The following is a 15,569-nucleotide window of genomic DNA, read 5'->3' as shown; positions in this document are numbered from 1 at the left end:
TTTTATTATTAATAATGTTTTTAACGGTTATTGGCCTCCGCCACCGTTTTGCATACGGGCACGTCTCTCGTCCATTTCTTTTTGGAAAGCGGCTGCCTGCTCTGGTGTTAATACGGCTTTAACCTTATCGTTAGTAGCCTGCATCATAGGGCGCATAGCAGCTCTGTCGCCGCCGGCATTACGCAGGCTATCCATTGATTTGGTTTGCGCGTCGTAAATTGCTGTAATCTTGGTTACCTGGTCATCGCTAAGCTTAAGGCTTTCTTTCATGGCTTTAACCCTATCAGCCGTGCTCATTCTTTGGCGACCTTGCGCGAAACTTACTGCTGATACCCCTAAAAGGAAAAGGCAGATCATCATAATCTTTTTCATTTCTTTAGTTTTTTAGTTTAACTGATGTTATGATAAAGATAACGGTGAATAGTTTAACCTGATACTATGTAACTTAATTGTTATGAGGTGTGGCTTAAGTGTAACTTAAATGTTGCTGTGGCTTAGTTAACGTCTTTACTATTATTTAAATTCGCTATCGAGCGCTGCATCTGGGCCATCATACTGGTGAGGCTTTCCATGGTAGGCTCGGGGGTAGGCATTGGCATGTGGGTAGATATATAGGCCTTAGCTTTCCATATCTCCAGCACATCCTCGGCGCTTATTTCGTATGGGTCGTAAACGGGGTTATCTGATATCAGTTTAAGGTTACGGCCCTCCTTATATTTATTGCCGGCGCGTTTATAAACAACGCCATCGTTTTTTGAGATGATCACGTATGTTTCGCCAATTTTCACATCAGCCCAGTTTTCCTGGTATTCACCTATTATAATAGTTCCCGATTGTAGCGGCAGCATCGAATCGCCTTTTATCTCGAAACCACGGTAGGTGCCTTGCTTAAACATAGGCAGGTAAAGCTTTGGCAGTTGCCCAACATATTCGGGGTCGGCATAACCATTTAAATAACCGGCGCTGGCCTTTAAAGGTACCATTTCAATATTCTCGTTATCCTCTTTATCTACCGAAATACTTAGCACCCTGAGGTTTGCGGGATTACCTTTTGGCTTTGGCGCCCACTTCTCATCAATGGTTTCGTTAATGAAATCATCAATTGAGATGTCAAAAAATATTGCTAATTGTTTTAGTAGTTCGTACTTGGGTTCGGCACGTTCTTCTTCGTATGCGCCTACTAATGAACGTTTTATACCTACCTGATCAGCGAATTGCTGTTGGGTTAGACCCTTCTTTTTGCGAAGAAACTTAATATTTTGTGAAATATTTGCCATAAAAATTTGGAATTGCTAAAATAGTTAGTATTTTTATGCTCATAAAATTAGTAATTATTTTTTAATCAGCAAATTTTTTTATCAAATGAAGAGGTTCGTTTATATTATCACAGACAGAAACAGAAAGAATTTACATGTTGGTATGTGCACAGACTTGCTTAAAACCCTTAAGTTTTATGGTGAGATGCCTACCTTATTTTTTGATAGCGCGCAACAATTGAACCGCCTGGTTTATTTTGAAGAGATAAATACTGAGGAGCAGGCCATGGAACGCTTTAAAACAGTAAGCACTTATACCCGCCCTCAAAAAGAAAAGATGATTCGCCCGGTAAACCCGGATTGGGTTGACCTTACTGCAGGTTTAAAATACGAAAGCGGTGTAAGAGTAAGGCCTGCTTATGGCAGACCTTCTATACAAGCATCAAGACGCGCGGTTACTTTTTAACAAATATTAAAGCACCCGAGTTCATGCAATATCTTTTGCCGCCCCTGTCTGCAGGGCCATCATCAAATACATGGCCAAGGTGTAAGCCTGTGCTTTTTTCAATAACCTCGTCGCGGCTCATGCCAAAGCTGCTGTCGTGTACAATCTCAACTTTGTTGGGATCAACCGCTTTTACAAAACTTGGCCAGCCTGTACCGCTGTCAAATTTATCGGCCGAACTAAATAATACCTCGCCTGTAGCGGCGCTTATGTAAACACCCTTTTGGTGATTATCATAATAAGCGTTCTTATAAGGTGGTTCGGTACCACGGTTCACCATTATTTCGTATTGGTTTGCCGTTAGCTTCTTTTTCCATTCGGCAGCGGGTTTGCTTAACCTTCTTTTCTCCTGCGCTGCTTTATTTTGCCCATTGCTATTATCACAGCCAAAAGCTGTAAATATGCTAATTATCAGTATTGCTAAAATTGATCTTTTCATAATACTACAATTTACGAATACATTGAGGGTATAGATGTCATTACAGCGTCTGATTTACAATGGTAAAGACAAAAAAAGCGCGTACATACTGCACGCGCCAAATCTAAAATCGTAATTCTAAAATCTAAAATCAAGCTACCAACCCGGTGCAAAAGTTAAACCAAATACAGGTTTCTTAACATCCGACCGGTTAAACGGAATAGCGAAATAGGGTTCCAGTATAAACGCCCCAAAGAAGTTTACCCTAAGAGAGATACCCGCGCTTAATGCCGGTACACGCTGGTTGGTGTTATAAAGTGTTTCGCCGGTTGTTGGGTCGGTACCTACAGCATCCGGTGCTTTTTGGAATTTTATCTCATTGCCACCTTGCCAGGCCAGTCCTGCATCAAAAAACAGGTTAAGATCGGTAAACAGGAATTTCGATTTGATCATAGCCAGTTTCTCCGGCCCGGTAAATGGTAAACGCACCTCAAAGTTTGCTACCGCTATACGATCGCCGGATAGTTGATCAATTGTAAAACCATTTGTATTTACCGTACGTGAGTTATAAAAAGTTTGCGCCTCGTAACCACGTATTAAAAACGGATAACCTACATATAAAGGGTATAAACCACTTACATTGTTACCAAACCTGCCATATCCGTAAAGCCTTGCAGCAAATGTAACAGGTGCTACCCGTACATATTGGCGCAGATCAATAGTAGGCGAAAAGAAATTGTAAGTGCCCACATTGTACTCAGCCTCTAACCTGAAGCGGTGCCCGTTAAGCGGCGCGGCAATACCAAAATAAGAATCATCACCAACCAAAGCGGTACTTATACCATAAATAGAGAACGGCTTAAGATCGATGCCATTGTCGGCCAGGAACTGCGCGCGGGAGATTTTATGCTTTTTGTAATCAACAAACTGACCAATAACTATCTGGTCGTTACCGTTTGCATCTTGTATAGTGGTATAATCATAATAACTGCTGTATCTATCAACACGGTAGGAGTAGCGTGAAGCCGAAGTTCCTATTTCTGTCCGTAACGATCTGGAGATGGGGTAAGATGCAAATGCCTGCACCGCATCTTCAAACGTGCGGATGATATCGGTTTTTTCTTCATAAACAGGGGTTGATGTACCATTTATATCAATATTGGTAAAACCATAACCGTACGTTCCCGATTGGTAAGGGATGTGTGAAACCCCTAAGCCAAAATTCCAGCGACCCTGCTGGTTAATATACATTACCTGCCCGCCAAAATCATAGATCTCGCCGTTTACAGCCACACCCGCATAGATCTGGTTACGACCCAAAATATCGCTGAACACACCCTGTACACCACTTGATAAGCCCGTACCGTATGAACCTACCGAAGCGCCAATGCCACTGCTGGCCAAATAATCTAACTTAAATTTAGGCTTGTAGGGGATAGCATGAATCGAATCGAGCGGAATTTTACTATAAGCCAGGTAATTATTAAGGTTATTGTTTATCAGATCGACACCCACAGCACGTAAAGGCGGTAGCATGGCTGCCGTAAAATTGGTACTGCCCGCATCTACCACAACGGGTTTAAAATCGGATACCTTAGCGTTATAGATCGAATATTTTTGCGCGCGATAATAGGAGTAAACCACATCGTTATTATCTGAAACACTTAGCGCGGGCGAATATTCGGTGATACCACAAATACCGGTGAAAAGATCGGTCATTTGTTCAATTTTGCCGCCATCTAAAGTATAACGATAAAGGTTACGGAAACCATCCCTGTTTGAAAGGAAGTAGACCTGTGTGCCATCCGATGAATATTGAGGGTTCAAATTATTTGCCCCATCAAAAACTTTAATATCGGTTACTTTGCCTGTGGCAATTTCCAGCTCGGCTAAATTGAAGGTTATATCCTGCGATAGCTTTGTATCGTAAGTAGCCCTGTCGCTCGAAAATATGATCCTTTTACCATCTTTTGAAAAGTTAGGCTGGTAATCTGAGAATTTGTCATTGGTGAGCTGAGTAACCTTTTTCGAATCGAAATTATACATGTAAAGGTCGCTTTGCCCTTCAGATAATCCCTGAACTACTACATTCTTGCCATCCGGCGACCAGGAAAGGTTGCTAAACTGCTCGGCCTTACCCATCGAAATATCATGCACTATTCGGCCATCGGGCACATCAACAACCAGCATACGGTTGCGGCCTTTGCTAAATACGCTAAACGCGAATTTCTTACTATCCGGCGACCACGTACCCGCCGACTCGATGAAGTTAAATTCATCGATATGCGTGTTGGATACCTTGCTGGTAAGTCGTTTTATTACCCGCCCCGTTTTAGCATCAGACAGATAAAGATCAATACTGAATAAGCTTTTTGACGACAGGAAAGCCAGGTACTTACCATCCGGGCTCACAGATGGGGCAACAGTAAGATCACCACCCACCTTATCATCAATTATGCGTTTACCAACCGGCGTTTGTACCGTATCTTTTAGTAGCGGTTTATAGGTATTTTCGATAGAGTTTTGCCATAACCGGGATAAGGTTTTGTCATCGTATCCAAACGTACGCCTGATACCATACTCCAGCCCAAAACGGGCTGTATTTTTAAAGAAAGGCACAATTATAGTATCGCCATAGGTTGACCCTAAGAACGACCAAAAGGCCTCGCCATAACGGTAAGGGAAGTATTTATTGCTCTGGGTAAGATCGCGTACCGAAGGGATATCGTGGTTTAAGTAAGCGTCGCGCATCCACATGGCAGTGTAGGCGTCTTTTTTACCTAAGGACAGGTATTCGGCCATACCTTCTATCATCCATAAAGGCAGGTTGCCAATATTTTCAAAGTTAGACGAATCGCGGCCCAGCAGGGTATGGTATTGAAAAGCGTGAACCAACTCGTGCCCCAGTACGTGGCGTGTGGTTTGGTTGGTTTCCATTATGGGCATTACCACACGGTTTTTTAAACCTTCGGTTATACCGCCTGTACCTACACTAATTTCACCATCAATTGCCGTAGTCTGCTGAAAATCGGGGTGATTAGCGTATAATATAATAGGGTTGGGCTTGTTAAACGTATCGCGGAAGATCTGCTGGTGCAGGGTGTACCACAATTCGCTCTCCTGGGCAAAGCGCTTTATCAAACTATCGTTTTTCAGATAGTAATAGATCTCGAAGTGCGGTGTTTTATAAACCTTAAATTTTAGGTTTTTATAGCGCACCTTGTTTTGACCAAAGTACTGGGCTTTAGCCTGTTGGTTAAACAACAGCGCTGCCACAAGGCATAATAATACAAAAGGATATTTTATGGATAAATTACAGGGGAACAGTTTATTCATATATAGCGTATTATACGATAATACTAATTTAAACTAAATACGTACCCAAGACAAGCTTGGTTGCTTATTTTATTTTTTAGCTGGTTGCTTGTTCTCCGGATTTTCTTCTGGCGCAGGCACGGTTACCGGCGTGGCCGTTGTATCCATAGGCATTTCCATTAAACTATCGGTTGTTGTGGTATCCTCCCTTATAATTGGCGATGGGCACATATACTCCTTTTTTATTTTTACCCATGGCTTAGGGAATGGCCCGTAAGTATAGCCGGATTTTGGATCGGCATAAACTTTTTCCATAAACGTACCAAAAATTGGGAGCGCTGTATGCGAACCTTCGCCGGTTTCTGATGAAGTGAAATGTACACTTCGGTCGTCGGCGCCTACCCAAATACCGGTTACAAGATCTTTAGTGATCCCCATATACCAGCCATCTACATAATCGCTTGAAGTACCTGTTTTACCGCCAATCTGATTGTTCTTTTTCCAAAGGCTTGGATATTCCCACAGGGCTTGTGATGTACCGCCCGGTTCTTCCATACCACCGCGGAACATATACAACATCAGCCAGGCAGTTTCCTCGCTCAAAACACGTTCTGCTTTCAGGGTAAATTCCTGTATGATATCGCCTTTTTGGTCGGTTATTTTTGTTACCAGTAATGGGTCAACCTTTTCGCCTTTATTTAGGAAAGTGCTGTATGCCCTCACCATTTCAAATACCGAAACATCGTTTGAACCCAATGATACAGATGGTACCGATTTCAGCGGACTTTCGATACCGATTTTGTGCGCGTATTCTACAATTTTATCCCAGCCAACATGCTCGGTAATCTGCGCGGTAATAGAGTTTACAGATTTTCCCATAGCCCAACGTAACGACATTTCGCGGTACGAGAAGTGGAAATCGGCATTGTTTGGCTGCCATATGTCGTCTTTACCGTTGTCCTTGTATTTAATGGTCACCGGTTTATCGGTAAACTTATCGCAAGGGGTAAAGCCGTTATCTAAAGCGGTAACATAAGCAAAGGGCTTAAATGTTGATCCTGCCTGGCGTTTAGCCTGGTTAACGTGGTCGTAATTAAAATATTTATGATCGATACCGCCAACCCAAACTTTAATTTTTCCGGTAGATGGCTCCATTGTCATCATGCCGGTATTCAGGATCTTGGTATAATATTTTATAGAATCAACACTGGAGAAGGTAGTATCCTTGTCACCGTTCCAGGTAAAAACGCTCATGCGTTTCTTTTTCTCAAAGTATGCGTTGATCTGCGTGGTATCGCCGTTGTATTTTTTGCTAAGCAACTTGTATATCGGCAGCCTTTGCTCAGCCTTTAATAAAAAGTCTTTTATCTCCACACCTTTGCTGTCTCTCCATGGGTTTTTATTGCCCCACAGGTTGTTAAAGCGCTTTTGCAGCATCTTCATTTTTTGGGCAACGGCCTCTTCGGCGTATTGCTGCAATTTAGAATCGATGGTAGTATAGATCTTTAATCCATCCTCATACAAGTCGTAATCGTTTTGCTTGCACCATTTATCCAGCCATTTTTCTACCGCGTGGCGAATGTATGAATCGGCCTGACCGGTCCTGTCAATATAATTCAGGTTAAGGTTTAAAGGTAAGGCTGCATTGGCTGCATAGGTGGCTTTATCCAGATAATGGTACTTTTCCATCTGACCCAAAACCACATTGCGGCGCTCCAATGAACGTTCGGGATTGGTTTTTGGGTTGTAGGTAGATGTTGCTTTAAGCATACCTATCAGTGTAGCAGCTTCGGCAGGATTAACCGCATCGGGAGATTTATTAAAATATTTTAACGTAGCCGTTTTTATACCGAAGGAGTTGTTACCAAACGGAACGGTATTTAAGTACATGGTAAGTATCTGCTGCTTGCTATACTGGTGCTCTATTTTATAAGCGGTGATCCACTCTTTACACTTAAATACAACCGTGCGTAATAAGGGGACATATCTTATCAGTCCCTGCGATTTACGCTTACGGGTACTAAACAGGTTTTTTGCTAACTGCTGTGTAATGGTACTGCCACCGCGCCTGTCGCCTTTTGCGGTAGAAATTAAACTTCCAAAAAAGCCCAGGAAATCTACACCGCCATGTTTGTAAAAGCGCACATCCTCGGTAGCCACAAGGGCATTTATCAGGTTAGGGGAGATGCTTTTATAATCAACAGGCGAGCGGTTCTCTTTATAAAACTTGCCTATCAGCTTACCATCCGCAGTATAAACCTCTGATGAAACCGACATGGTGGGTTGTTTAATGTCCTGCATGTCAGGCGAGTACCCAAATAGCCAGAGAAAATTTAACTCAATGGCGCAGAAAAAAACTATAACAAAATATATAAATACAGTAAAATATCTTAGATACCGGTTCTTTATTTCTCTGAACATTGGGTAAAGATGTAAAATTAAGCGCCCAAATCATAGCGGGCATAAACAAAAGTTAACAACGCAATTTTAATAAGTAAATTTTAAGTTAATATGTTTGACGGGAGAAATATTTTATGGGGGAGTTCAGCTAATATTCCTAATCAACATTGTTAGTCGCCTGAAACGAATATAGATCACCATAATCCCCTTTACATTTTAAGAAAACTTGTTTGGGTATCCCCTGGGTCAGGTCAATAACAGTAACAACAGATTTGTCACAATCCGGATTATCATCATTTTTAAATATCAGTTTTCCATCTGCAAGTTTATCGGGGATATCATAAACTGAAGATACATAGTACTCACCTACATAATGATTGTATTTGGTAAATACCAATACTCGTGAAGTTGCACGGTGAGACAAACCCCAATACCAAACAGATGTCATAATTTTATAGGTTTTTCCTTTTACAGTAGTAACTGATCCTAAATACTTTAAATGCGTTTCAGTATTGCCCTCCTTAGTCCATTTTCCAAAAATGAAAGTATGGTTAATGATGCCTTTTTTTAAAACAGAAAGTCGTATTTTATTGTCATTGATTTGAGCGACAACTGAAAGGCAATTGAAAATTATAAAAAGGAAAAGAATTAGGCGTTTCTTCATTGGTTCTCAAAGCTAATAATTACTGTAAACCAAACCGCTTACGTAGTATAAAATAAATGAAAAAGATATTCACCACTATATCCATCATGGCAATAGCATACGTATCTATGGCACAGCAGCTTATCGAGGTGGCGTCATTCGGTAAAAACCAGCCTATTGGTGTGGCTGTTGCGCCAAGAAGTAATCGCTTGTTTGTATCATTCCCGCGTACCGATCCTTATTTGTACGGGTTAACAGAAATTGTGAACGGGCAGCGCGTGCCATTCCCCGATGCGGATTGGAATAAAGTTGATACCGCCCAATCAGAAACCCATTTTATGAGTGTACAGGATCTGTATGCCGATTATCAGAATAACTTATGGGTGCTTGACTCTTACCCGGCAGGCTGGGCCGCGGTTATTGGCGATGGAAAGAAGAAGGAAGGTAAGTTTAAACTCTTAAAAATAAGTTTAGATGATAATAAAGTACAGCGCATTTACACCTTTGATGACCTGCCAAAAGATAAGATCGCTTTAAACGATATGTGTATAGATAACAGCCGGCAGCTGGCCTACATGTCAGACCCGGGGCAGCATGCCATCGTCGTGCTCGATCTGCAGAGCGGGAAAAGCAGGGTGGTGTTAAAAGATGATAAGTCTACCGTGGCAGAACCTGGTCTTAAGCTGCATTTGGATGGTAAGGATGTGATAAATAACGATGGTACGCCATTTGTATCCAACGTAAACGGCATTGCTTTAACCAGCGATAACAGGTGGTTTTATTTCCGTGCAATCAATCAAACAAAATTATACCGTATTGCTACCGAACATTTAGCCAATGTAACCTTAACTGATGCCGACTTGAGCACTAAGGTACAAATGGTTGCCGAAACCGGGATCTGCCATGGCATGATAGCCGATACCAGAGGTAATGTATACTTAAGCGATTCGCCCGACCATGCTATACAATATGTTACCACAAATGGTAAAGTGCATTTCCTGGTGAAGGATGCCCGACTGTCATGGCCCGATTCTTTTGGAATTGGCAATGACGGATACCTTTATGTAAGTGCCTCGCAAATGAACCGTTTACCAAGATATAATAACGGGGAAAGTAAAGTGGAGTACCCTTACAGGGTTTACAAAGTTAAACTGCCGAAGTAGCGGTTGTATCACCGATCAGGAACCTTTCTTCGGTATGTTGCGATAGCACATTTATTTCATCGCCTATATTTAACATTCCGGTACTGTTAAAAGCCAGGTTTTGGCCAAAGAGTATTTTGTTGTCTTTACGGCGGTAACGGGCAAGGGTTTTTAAAGGTTCTTTATATTTTATGGCGGTTTGCTGGTCAATAGTGGTCATAATACAGCGGGCACAAAGTTTTACGCCGTACATATCAATACCATTTATCCGGATATGATCCATTAGATCTTCGCTGTATGGTTCTCCTCCCTCAAACACAATATTTGGGCGAAAGCGGTTCATGGGTAATGGTTCTGCCAGTCGCTTATTAAGGTCATCTAATGAAGCCTGGCCAATAAGCAGGGCAGGGTATGCATCGGCAAAAGAAGCGATAGTGCCCTGGGTGGTGTACCTTGGGTCGGTAGCGCGGTGGGTTTCGTCGGGCATGTAAACCAGGCGGGCTGGGATACCCAATTTAACCGTGAACCATGCATCTGCCACATCGCTCACCAATTGCCCGGTGCAGGTATCATCCCAAATGGTAACATCCAGTAAATCTTGCTTCTGTGGTGTAAAAGGGATATTAATATGCGAGCCGTCGGTAGTATAAGTAACCTTAAGGCTATCTGCTTCCAGCTCAATTTTAAACAGGGCCATTTGCGCGTGCTCGCGTTGGGATAAGAAACGGTTGTTTTCGTCTATCAGCATCCAGCGGCGATCGTGCTGTAGCCCGCGGTCGGTTAATTGGGCGGTATCAAGCGCAATACCACCTAACGATTTTATGGGATAAATAAACAGCTGACTAACACGAAGCATGCACAAAAGTAATGCATTGACGTATGAATTTTTAAAAGAATTATAAATGTTTAAAATACAATTGATTTATTGACTATTAATTAATAGTATTGTTTGATCAATTAACCCAAATAACCATTGCCGGTTTCCCCTGGGCCGGCCAAACCTTTTAAAATGTCAGTTAACGCACCAAACATTAATGGTAAGGCTACGGCCAACAACACTTATGATGCAATAGTAATAGGATCGGGTATTAGCGGCGGCTGGGCCGCCAAAGAGCTCACCGAACGTGGCCTAAAAACCATTATGCTGGAACGGGGTCCTAATTATGAACATATAAAAGATTATAAAACCGCACAATTTAATCCCTGGGATTTTGAACACCGTGGTAATGTAACGCTGGAGCAGCGTAAACAACGCCCGGTAATATCGCGCAACTGGGGTGCGCAAGAGTCCATAATGGATGCCTGGGCAAATGAGCATGATGCACCCTATACCGAAGTAAAACCTTTTAACTGGTGGAGATCGTATCGTTTGGGTGGCCGTTCCATTTTATGGGGACGCCAAAGCTACCGCTGGAGCGACCTTGATTTTGAAGCTAACGCGAAGGATGGCTGGGCAATAGATTGGCCTATCCGCTATAAAGATATTGCACCATGGTATGAACATGCCGAAAAATTTGCAGGCATCAGTGGTTCTATAGAAGGTATACCTAATTTACCCGACGGCCATTTTTTACCGCCAATGGATTTGAATTGGGTAGAGAAAGATGTAGCGGCAAGTATTAAAAAAGAATTTGGCAGGCACATGATCATTGGCCGTGTAGCTAACTTGACCAAGCCTATTCCTTACCGTACCGGTTGCCAGTTCAGAAACAGATGTTGGGAGGGCTGCCCGTTTGGCGGATACTTTAGTACACAGTCGTCAACTCTTCCTGCAGCATTACGTACGGGCAACCTTACCGTAAGACCGCAATCGATTGTTACAAAAATTTTATACGATAAGGATAGCAAAAAAGCAAAGGGAGTAGAGGTGCTTGATGCCGAAACAAACAAAACCTATGAGTTTTACGCGAAGGTTGTATTCGTAAATGCTTCGGCGCTAAATAGTGCCTGGGTGCTGATGAATTCGGCTACTGATATTTGGGACGGCGGCTTAGGTAGCAGCAGCGGCGAACTTGGTCATAATATTATGGATCACCACTACAACCTTGGCGCAAGCGGCGATGTAGAGGGTTACGAAGATAAATATTATTACGGCCGCAGGGCAAACGGTACCTATGTGGTAAGGTTTGCTAATGTTGGCGATGATAAACGCGACTATCTGCGTGGCTTTGGTTACCAGGGCGGCGCAAGCAGGAATGGCTGGAGTCGCGAAATAGCCGAAATGAATATTGGCGGAAAATATAAGGATCAACTTTCTGAACCGGGAGGATGGAGAATAGGTATAGGTGGTTTTGGTGAGATACTGCCATACCACGAAAACAAAATTACGCTTGATAAAACGGTTAAAGACAAGTGGGGTTTGCCTGTGCTTTCCATGGATGCCGAGATAAAAGACAACGAGCGTAAAATGCGGATTGACATTGTGAAAGAAGCGAAAGCTATGCTGGAAGCTGCAGGGGTTAAAAATGTAGAAACACATGACAGTGGCCACAATATTGGCGATGGCATCCACGAAATGGGTACCGCACGTATGGGGCATGATCCAAAAACATCGGTACTGAATAAGCACAACCAGGTTTGGGATGCCCAAAATGTATTTGTTACCGATGGCGCCTGTATGACATCGTCTGCGTGCCAAAACCCATCATTAACTTATATGGCTTTAACTGCACGGGCAGCAAATTTTGCCGCGGATGAATTGAAAAAAGGAAACCTTTAAATAGAGTCAAGAGGTTAGAGTCAAGAATCAAGAAAAGACAGCTACGAAATAGAAATATGAAAATCAAACACACCTTTATAGCCGCTTTACTACTATGTTTAATAAGCGCCTGCAGCTTTGCTAAACCTAAAGTGCTTATTTTTTGTAAAACCGCCGGCTTCCACCACGAGTCTATTGCAGTTGGGATACCTGCTATAATAAAAATGGGGCAGGAGAATAATTTTGATGTAGATACCACCACCAACGCGGCCAAATTTACTGCCGACAATTTAAAACAATATGCGGCCGTAATATTTTTGAGCACTACAGGCGATGTATTGAACAACGAACAACAAACGGCTTTTGAACAGTACATTAAAGCCGGCCACGGTTTTGTTGGTGTACATGCCGCCACCGATACCGAGTACGATTGGCCATGGTATGGTAAATTGGTGGGCGCTTACTTTAAAAGCCACCCCAGCAAACAACAGGAAGCTAATCTGGAAATTGTAGATCGCGGGTTCATCGCTACCAAACATTTACCTGCCACCTGGCGCAGGCTTGATGAATGGTATAATTACAAGTGGATCGCTGATGATTTGCATGTACTAATCAAAATAGACGAGAAAAGCTATACCGGCGGCGAAAATGGTGATAACCACCCCATGGCATGGTATCATAGTTTTGATGGCGGCCGTGCATTTTACACAGCCCTTGGCCACACCGATGCTTCATACGCAGAACCGCTTTATCTGAAACATTTATTGGGTGGGATAAAATATGCGATAGGGAAGTAAACGCCCTATATGAATTCCCTCCCTTGGGAGGGTAGGGAGGGGTTAATGAACTTTATAGCAAAGCGTATAACCCCTCCCTGCCATTACACGTATCCACCGCACCCCTCCCAAGGGAGGGAATCGAAATTTCGCCGTTGTTGGTGTCCTCACCAACAACTTTAGGACAGGTAGCGAACGTGCTTACCCGCTATTTGATGTCGAATTTATTTTAGCATCTCTAATGTTTAGTGTGCCACTATGAACATTGGCCCGCTCATTCGCCGCGGGAAGGCTGTTACTTTGTCTTGATACAAAGTAACCAAAAATCAAGACAGAAAAAAGCTTCTCCCCACAGGCCTTTACCTTTTGGCCCGCTTTTCTGTCAGGCCACCGCTCGTTCGTTAACAGTCCTGAAATCCTCTAAATCTCATAAATCCGCTTCATCCCGGTTCAGACATTTCCTTTGCCCCTGCAGCCGCACAAGCCCGCCATCTTTCTTCCCGTTTTCGCCCGAAGCTGTTTTGCGACGTGGAGGAGAGGCCTACGCTTTTCTCTACTTGTCATCCTGAGCGATAGCGAAGGATCTATTAGCGAACTTTGCCTATCGAAATTGAATGTCGGTGATAGATGCTTCACGATGTTCAGCATGACAAAAGGGGCAATTCTGCGTTAAGGATTGAAGCGGATACCGGCCTCGCGCCTAATGCCTGTGCGCGTATGAGCGTAAGGCCTGGCCGCAGGCAACGCCCTTATTATATGGAAAAGCCCGTTCCAAATAAATGAAACGGGCTTGAGTTAAATATAAGATCAGTATATTTTCTTAGTCTAAACCACCGTGACGGTTTGCTTTTACTTGCTCCGGCCATTTGCCCGGCTCGCCGGTACGGCTGTTAACAGGTAATGCGGCCTTGTCGCGTGGCATTTTAGCGGGGTCTTCGCTGGCCATATAAATTAATATGGCGGTTAATATGGCGTTGCTGCGTACATCGTCAAATACTATTTTGTCGTAAGTATCGCGGTTGGTGTGCCAGGTATAATTACCGTACGACCAGCTGTTAGAGCTTAACGAGAAGCCCGGCGCGCCTACAGCAACAAACGAAGCGAAATCTGATCCGCCACCACCAGGTGAACCCGGGAAATTGGTTTTTATTTGATGACGGATAGTATCCGGAACGGCCTCTAACCAACGGTTAATGAAGTCGCCCGCGCCAGAAAAGCCTTGTCCGCCAATGTTAACTACGCGGCCTGTGCCATTATCCTGGTTAAATAAAGCTTGCAGGTTAGCAACAATTTCGGGATGGTCTTCAACAAAAGCGCGCGAACCATTCAGGCCCTGCTCTTCGCTGGCCCAATGGCCAACCAATATAGTACGTTTTGGATGAGGATAAACCTTTTTAAGGATCCGCATTGCTTCCATCATGGTTAAAGTACCGGTACCGTTATCGGTAGCCCCGGTGCCGCCATCCCACGAATCGAAGTGGGCAGATAGCATTACATATTCGTTAGGTTTTTCGGTACCTTTTATCTCGCCAACAATGTTAAAAGTTGGCACAACGCCAAGTTCTTTTGATTCGGTTTGTATGGTGATCTTTGGTTTATCGCCGCTTTCGGTTAAGCGGTACAGCATGCCGTAATCCTCTAAAGCGATATCAACCGTAGGCACAACTTTGGTGTAAGCGCCAAATATTTTGTCAACACCAAAACCTGCCGACCAGTTAGAGGTAACAATACCAGCAGCGCCAGCTTTTTCAAGGGCAACAGGCAAAGTACGTCCGGTTAAACCTGTATTGCTAATCCGTTTTCTCCAGGCATCGGTTTGCGCGGTGCGTTCGGCTTTCATTTTATCAATTGATCCGCTAAGGGCAAATTCCTTCCAGTTGTCATCTGGCCTGCCGGTTGGCTGGTTCATAGATATCATAACAAATTTACCTTTTACAGCCGGCAGCCATTTTTGAAAGGCAACTGAGTCTGCCAGTTCGGGCAGAATAATCAGTTCGGCAGTAACGGCCTTTTTCATGCCCGGGCTCCAGGCCAGTTGTGTGCCTTCTAATGATTTTACACGTGGGTAAACCATATCAATGTGCGATATGCCGCGTTCCCATCCGCGCCACTCTCCCCATTTTTCCTGTTTCGCGGTAATACCCCAGCCTTTGTATTTGTCGAGCGCCCATTTACCGGCCTTGTCAAATTGAGGTGTGCCTACCAGGCGTGGGCCAATGCCGTCCAGCAATTCGTGGGCAAGTTTTTCCAGTTGGGAGTTGTCGGTACCTTCTTTAACAATGTTATCTACCACCGCGCTTTTTGTTTGCGCGAAAGTTGTGTTCCCGGCAAATAATGCCGAGGCAATAAAGAGTTTTGTAATATTTTTCATATCAGTTTGATATAGCGCTTAGTTTAGTAGAGCGAATGTATAAAA

General features: G+C 43.4%; 12 protein-coding genes. 4 read left to right on the top strand and 8 right to left on the bottom strand.

Annotation, left to right across the window (positions count from 1 at the left end; all coding sequences use genetic code 11):
* Positions 1–27 precede the first annotated feature (27 nt).
* Both NPE20_RS15425 and NPE20_RS15420 read right to left on the bottom strand, forming a co-directional pair.
* Complete coding sequence (locus NPE20_RS15425; protein ID WP_256539576.1) at positions 28–372, bottom strand: Spy/CpxP family protein refolding chaperone; 345 nt, start codon at positions 370–372, stop codon at positions 28–30.
* A 122-nt stretch (positions 373–494) separates the two neighbouring features.
* A complete protein-coding gene (locus tag NPE20_RS15420; protein WP_256539575.1) occupies positions 495–1,277 on the bottom strand; it encodes an XRE family transcriptional regulator in 783 nt (260 codons plus the stop codon).
* A 142-nt stretch (positions 1,278–1,419) separates the two neighbouring features.
* Between NPE20_RS15420 and NPE20_RS15415 the strand changes: the two genes are divergently transcribed.
* Positions 1,420–1,722 (top strand): GIY-YIG nuclease family protein, encoded by a 303-nt coding sequence (locus NPE20_RS15415; RefSeq protein ID WP_354003256.1) that lies wholly within the window; start codon positions 1,420–1,422, stop codon positions 1,720–1,722.
* On the opposite strand, the gene msrB is transcribed toward NPE20_RS15415, so the two are convergent.
* The 4 genes from msrB to NPE20_RS15395 all read right to left on the bottom strand — a co-directional run bounded on the left by msrB (position 1,712) and on the right by NPE20_RS15395 (position 8,558).
* On the bottom strand, positions 1,712–2,200 hold the full coding sequence (gene msrB, locus NPE20_RS15410) for a peptide-methionine (R)-S-oxide reductase MsrB (RefSeq protein ID WP_256539573.1): 489 nt from the start codon (positions 2,198–2,200) through the stop codon (positions 1,712–1,714). The two genes, NPE20_RS15415 and msrB, sit on opposite strands and share 11 nt — an antisense overlap.
* Positions 2,201–2,335: 135 nt before the next feature.
* Positions 2,336–5,515: a DPP IV N-terminal domain-containing protein gene (locus tag NPE20_RS15405; protein WP_256539572.1), complete on the bottom strand. Its 3,180-nt coding sequence runs from the start codon at positions 5,513–5,515 to the stop codon at positions 2,336–2,338.
* A 69-nt stretch (positions 5,516–5,584) separates the two neighbouring features.
* Positions 5,585–7,915 carry a penicillin-binding protein 1A gene (locus tag NPE20_RS15400; protein WP_256539571.1) on the bottom strand — a complete coding sequence of 777 codons (2,331 nt, stop codon included), beginning with the start codon at positions 7,913–7,915 and terminating at the stop codon, positions 5,585–5,587.
* Positions 7,916–8,051: 136 nt separating this feature from the next.
* Positions 8,052–8,558, bottom strand: a complete 507-nt coding sequence (locus tag NPE20_RS15395; RefSeq protein ID WP_256539570.1) for a hypothetical protein — start codon at positions 8,556–8,558, stop codon at positions 8,052–8,054.
* 56 nt (positions 8,559–8,614) lie between these two features.
* On the opposite strand from NPE20_RS15395, the gene NPE20_RS15390 reads away from it, so the two are divergent.
* Complete coding sequence (locus NPE20_RS15390) at positions 8,615–9,700, top strand: L-dopachrome tautomerase-related protein (protein ID WP_256539569.1); 1,086 nt, start codon at positions 8,615–8,617, stop codon at positions 9,698–9,700.
* On the opposite strand, the gene NPE20_RS15385 is transcribed toward NPE20_RS15390, so the two are convergent.
* Positions 9,684–10,535, bottom strand: a complete 852-nt coding sequence (locus NPE20_RS15385) for an MOSC domain-containing protein (protein ID WP_256539568.1) — start codon at positions 10,533–10,535, stop codon at positions 9,684–9,686. The genes NPE20_RS15390 and NPE20_RS15385 overlap by 17 nt on opposite strands.
* A 153-nt stretch (positions 10,536–10,688) precedes the next feature.
* Between NPE20_RS15385 and NPE20_RS15380 the strand changes: the two genes are divergently transcribed.
* Both NPE20_RS15380 and NPE20_RS15375 read left to right on the top strand, forming a co-directional pair.
* The gene (locus NPE20_RS15380) at positions 10,689–12,398 is read left to right on the top strand and encodes a GMC oxidoreductase (protein WP_256539567.1); all 1,710 of its coding nucleotides are present in this window, start codon (positions 10,689–10,691) and stop codon (positions 12,396–12,398) included.
* Between the two features lie 56 nt (positions 12,399–12,454).
* Positions 12,455–13,174, top strand: coding sequence for a ThuA domain-containing protein (locus tag NPE20_RS15375; RefSeq protein WP_256539566.1), 720 nt, complete (start codon positions 12,455–12,457; stop codon positions 13,172–13,174).
* Positions 13,175–13,973: 799 nt separating this feature from the next.
* Here NPE20_RS15375 and NPE20_RS15370 read toward each other — a convergent pair.
* Positions 13,974–15,524, bottom strand: coding sequence for a M20/M25/M40 family metallo-hydrolase (locus tag NPE20_RS15370; RefSeq protein ID WP_256539565.1), 1,551 nt, complete (start codon positions 15,522–15,524; stop codon positions 13,974–13,976).
* Between the last annotated feature and the right edge of the window lie 45 nt (positions 15,525–15,569).

This window comes from Mucilaginibacter aquariorum (assembly GCF_024498135.1).
GTDB classification, from domain to species: domain Bacteria; phylum Bacteroidota; class Bacteroidia; order Sphingobacteriales; family Sphingobacteriaceae; genus Mucilaginibacter; species Mucilaginibacter aquariorum.
Note: the sequence above shows the minus strand (reverse complement) of the source record. Positions and strands in the feature narration are given on the sequence as shown.